Annotated in this window: 2 protein-coding genes and 2 pseudogenes; all 4 read left to right on the forward strand. The window is 76.4% G+C overall.

The window, feature by feature from the left end; translation table 11 throughout:
- Positions 1 to 328 precede the first annotated feature (328 nt).
- Positions 329 to 1,279, forward strand: a complete 951-nt coding sequence (miaA, locus tag AC0CYZ_RS08815) for a tRNA (adenosine(37)-N6)-dimethylallyltransferase MiaA (protein WP_472214354.1) — start codon at positions 329 to 331, stop codon at positions 1,277 to 1,279.
- A 9-nt stretch (positions 1,280 to 1,288) separates the two neighbouring features.
- Positions 1,289 to 2,191, forward strand: coding sequence for a diaminopimelate epimerase (gene dapF, locus AC0CYZ_RS08820; RefSeq protein WP_472214356.1), 903 nt, complete (start codon positions 1,289 to 1,291; stop codon positions 2,189 to 2,191).
- A gap of 222 nt (positions 2,192 to 2,413) precedes the next feature.
- Positions 2,414 to 3,816, forward strand: a pseudogene (gene hflX / locus AC0CYZ_RS08825) (GTPase HflX).
- Between the two features lie 96 nt (positions 3,817 to 3,912).
- Positions 3,913 to 4,200, forward strand: a pseudogene (locus tag AC0CYZ_RS08830) (hypothetical protein); the annotation flags it as partial.

The raw sequence follows: 4,200 nt of genomic DNA on the forward strand, positions 1-4,200 counted from the left end.
GGTGGCCTGCTCCTCGGCCATTCGCCGTACACCTCCCGCTCGGATCGTGCGGGGCATTCAAACAGCTTCCCGGTCGGCGTCGCACCCCCGACCTGCAGCGACCCGCACATCGGGGGCGTCGAAGCGGGCGATCCGGACGGACTCCGGACGGACTCCGGACGGCCGAGACGGCGGCCCCACGAGGACCGGCCGCCCCCTCGCCGTCCTCCCGGGCCATCATCCACCTCGCGGCGGTGGAGTGATCGCTCGGCGGGCAGCCGGCCGCCGAGGAGACGATCTCCGCCGGTCACCGCGGCCCGGGCACGCCGACGCGGCTAGCGTGACGGCGGTGAGCGCCCGCCCGATCGCCCTCGTCGGGCCGACGGCCACGGGCAAGTCCGACCTGGCGCTCGACCTGGCCGCGCGCCTGCCCGGCGTCGAGGTCGTCAACGCCGACGCGATGCAGCTCTACCGCGGCATGGACATCGGCACCGCGAAGCTGCCCGTGCCCGCCCGCCGCGGCGTCCCGCACCACCTGCTCGACGTCCTCGAGGTCACCGAGACCGCCACCGTCGCGGCCTACCAGCGCGACGCGCGGGCCGCCGTCGACGAGGTCCTGGCGCGCGGCGGCACCCCGGTCGCCGTCGGCGGGTCCGGGCTCTACCTCCAGGCCCTCGTCGACGACCTGCGCTTCCCCGGCACCGACCCCGCGGTGCGCGCGCGGCTGGCGGCGGAGCTCGCCGAGGTCGGTCCGGCGGTGCTGCACGCCCGGCTCGCGCGGATCGACCCCGACGCCGCCGCCGGCATCCTGCCCGGCAACGGCCGGCGCGTCGTGCGGGCACTCGAGGTCGTCGAGATCACCGGGGCACCCTTCGCCGCGAGCCTGCCGCGGCCCGATGCGCCGCGGCACGACACCGTGCTCGTCGGGCTCGACCGCGACACCGCCGCGCTCGACGCCCGCGTCGAGGAGCGCGTCGACGGGATGCTCGCGGCGGGCCTGCTCGACGAGGTCCGTCGTCTCGCCGCGGCGGGCCTGCGCGACGGCGGGACCGCGTCCCGGGCCGTCGGGTACCGCGAGCTCCTCGAGGTCCTCGACACCGGCGACGACCACGCCCCCGACCCCGACCCGTCCGCCCTCGCCGACGCGCGCCGGCGGATCGTCGTCGCGACCCGCCGCCTCGTCCGGCGGCAGCGCTCGTGGTTCCGCCGGGACCCGCGCGTGCGGTGGTTCGACGCGTCGTCGGCCACGCTCGTCGACGACGTCGTCGCGCTGGCACACGCGACCGCCGACGCTTCGTAGGCTGGGCACATGGAGTTCGTCCTCGGCCACGGCACGGAGAACGACTTCGTGCTGCTGCCCGACCCCGAGGGTCGCCGGGATCTCGACGCCGCCGCCGTCCGCGCGCTCTGCCACCGCCGCCGCGGGCTCGGCGCCGACGGGGTGCTGCGCGTGGCGCCGTCGCACGACCCCGGTGCCGCGTTCTTCATGGACTACCGCAACGCCGACGGCTCGCTCGCCGAGATGTGCGGCAACGGGATCCGGGTGTTCGCCCGCTACCTGGTCGCGGCCGGCCTCGCACAGGCCGGGACCTTCGCGATCGCGACCCGGGCGGGCCTGCGGACCGTCGAGCTCGGCGAGGACCCCGACGGCGAGGTCACCGTGGACATGGGCCCGGCGCGGGTCGGGCCGGACGCGGTGGCGATCCTGCCCTCGCCGGTCGGCCCCGCGGGCTCGGTGACCTCCTTCGCCGGGGTGGCCGTCGACGTCGGGAACCCGCACCTGGCCTGCGTCACCACCGCCGACCTGGACGCCCTGGACCTCACCGCCGCCCCCGGGCACGACCCCGAGGTGTTCCCCGACGGCGTGAACGTCGAGTTCCTGACGCCACTGTCCGCCGAGGGCGCCACCCGACTCCGCGTCCACGAGCGCGGCTCCGGCGAGACCCGTTCGTGCGGTACCGGAACGGTCGCCGGGGCGGTCGCCGGGCTGCGCGCGGCGGGCCGCGACTCCGGGACGGTGACGGTGACGACGCCGGGCGGTGTGCTGCGGGTCGACGTCGGCGCCGGGCTCGGCTCCGCCCCCGGCGCGACGACGACGCTCACCGGCCCCGCCGTCCTCGTCGCCCGGGGCGAGGTGGAGCTCGAGGCGGACCCCGCGCGCGTCGGCGAGATGTGGGCCCGCGTGGGGCTGCGGGCGCCGGCGGGCGTCTGACGCGGGGCCGTGCGCTCCGGAAAGACGTGGTGACGGCGCGTCGCCCGTGGGAGAATCGACGTCACGATGACAGAACCCGCAGCCGACCGTTCCGGTCCCTCCACGTCCCCCGTGTCCGGTGTGTCCACCCGTCGTGGGGACCGTCCGTCGCACGGCCGCATCGATCTCGACCCCACGGCGCTCCACCCCGCGCCCGACGAGACCGACCCGACCACGGGCACGATGGAGCTCGAGGAGCGCTCGTCGCTACGGCGCGTCCCGGGCCTCTCCGGCGCATCCACCGAGCTCACCGACGTCACCGAGGTCGAGTACCGGCAGCTGCGCCTCGAGCGCGTCGTGCTCGTCGGCGTGTGGACCGAGGGCAGCGCCGCGATGGCCGACGCCTCGATGGTCGAGCTCGCCCGGCTCGCCGAGACGGCGGGCTCCGAGGTGCTCGACGGGCTCGTCCAGCGCCGCTCCAACCCCGACCCGGCCACGTTCGTCGGCTCCGGCAAGGTGGCCGAGCTGCGCGAGACCGTGTCCGCCACCGGCGCCGACACCGTGATCGCCGACGGCGAGCTCTCGCCCGGCCAGCTCCGCCAGCTCGAGGAGAAGCTCAAGGTCAAGGTCGTCGACCGGACCGCGCTGATCCTCGACATCTTCGCCCAGCACGCCCGGTCGCGGGAGGGCAAGGCCCAGGTCGAGCTCGCCCAGCTGCGCTACTTCCTGCCCCGCCTGCGCGGCTGGGGCGAGTCGATGTCCCGCCAGGGCGGCGGCGCCGGCGGTGGTGGCGGCGCGGGTGGCGGCGGCGTGGGCACCCGTGGCCCCGGTGAGACCAAGCTCGAGACGGACCGGCGGCGGATCCACCAGCGGATCGCGAAGCTGCGCCGCGAGCTCGAGGGCATGAAGACCGTCCGTGACACCCAGCGCGACCGGCGGCGTCGTCGGGAGGTCCCGGCGGTCGCCATCGCCGGGTACACCAACGCCGGCAAGTCCTCGCTGCTCAACGCGATCACCGACGCGGGCGTGCTCGTCGAGGACGCCCTCTTCGCGACCCTCGACCCGACCACGCGCCGGTGGGAGATCCCCGACGGGCGCGAGGCCACGCTCACCGACACCGTCGGCTTCGTGCGCCACCTGCCCCACCAGCTCGTCGAGGCGTTCCGCTCCACCCTCGAGGAGGTGGGCGACGCCGACCTCGTGTGCACGTGGTCGACGGCGCCGACCCCGCCGCGACCGACCAGATCGCGGCGGTCCGCGAGGTGATCGCCGACATCGGCCCGAAGGACGCGAAGAGCGCGCCGCCGGAGCTGCTCGTCGTCAACAAGGTCGACGACGCCGACCCGCTCGCGCTGGCGCAGCTGCGCGCGACGCTGCCGGGGGCGGTGTTCGTCTCGGCGCGCACCGGGGAGGGCATCGAGCTGCTGCGGCGCCGGATCGCCGAGGCGTTGCCGCGGCCCGAGGTCGAGGTCGACGTGGTGCTGCCCTACACCGAGGGTGCGCTCGTGGGCCGGGTGCACGCCGAGGGCGAGGTGCTCGCCGAGCGCCACGTCGCGGAGGGCACCGTCATGCAGGCGCGGGTCGGGCCCGAGCTGGCCGCCGCCGTCGAACGGGCCTCGGTCGGCGCCGACGTCCCGGTGCCGTGATCGTCGGGGCCGGGCGGCGCGGTCATCCGGCACGAACCACTCGTTCGTGCCCGTAGCGGCCACGAACGGGTCGTTCGTCGCCGCCGGGATCGTCGGGTGAGCCGACGGACCCGGCGGCGTGGCGGTGCGCTCGCCGTCGTCGTGGCGGCCCTCCTCGCCGCCGGCGTGCTCGGCGGACCCGACGCGCTCGCCGCCCCCGGTCCGGTGACGCGCTGCGCGCTGGACGACCCGCGTCTCGACGAGGTCTCCGGGCTGGCCGTCACCCCGGCGGGGCCCGTGGTCGTGGACGACAGCGGCAACGCGACGGTGGTGTACACCCTCGACGCGGACTGCGCGGTGGCCTCGGCCCGGCCGGTCGCGGTGTCGGGGCGCGACGTCGAGGAC

It is taken from the genome of Actinomycetospora sp., from assembly GCF_055612215.1.

Bases quoted from the DNA above. Each gene is read 5' to 3' on its own strand.
- dapF (WP_472214356.1), top strand. From the start codon at position 1,289: ATGGAGTTCGTCCTCGGCCACGGCACGGAGAACGACTTCGTGCTGCTG.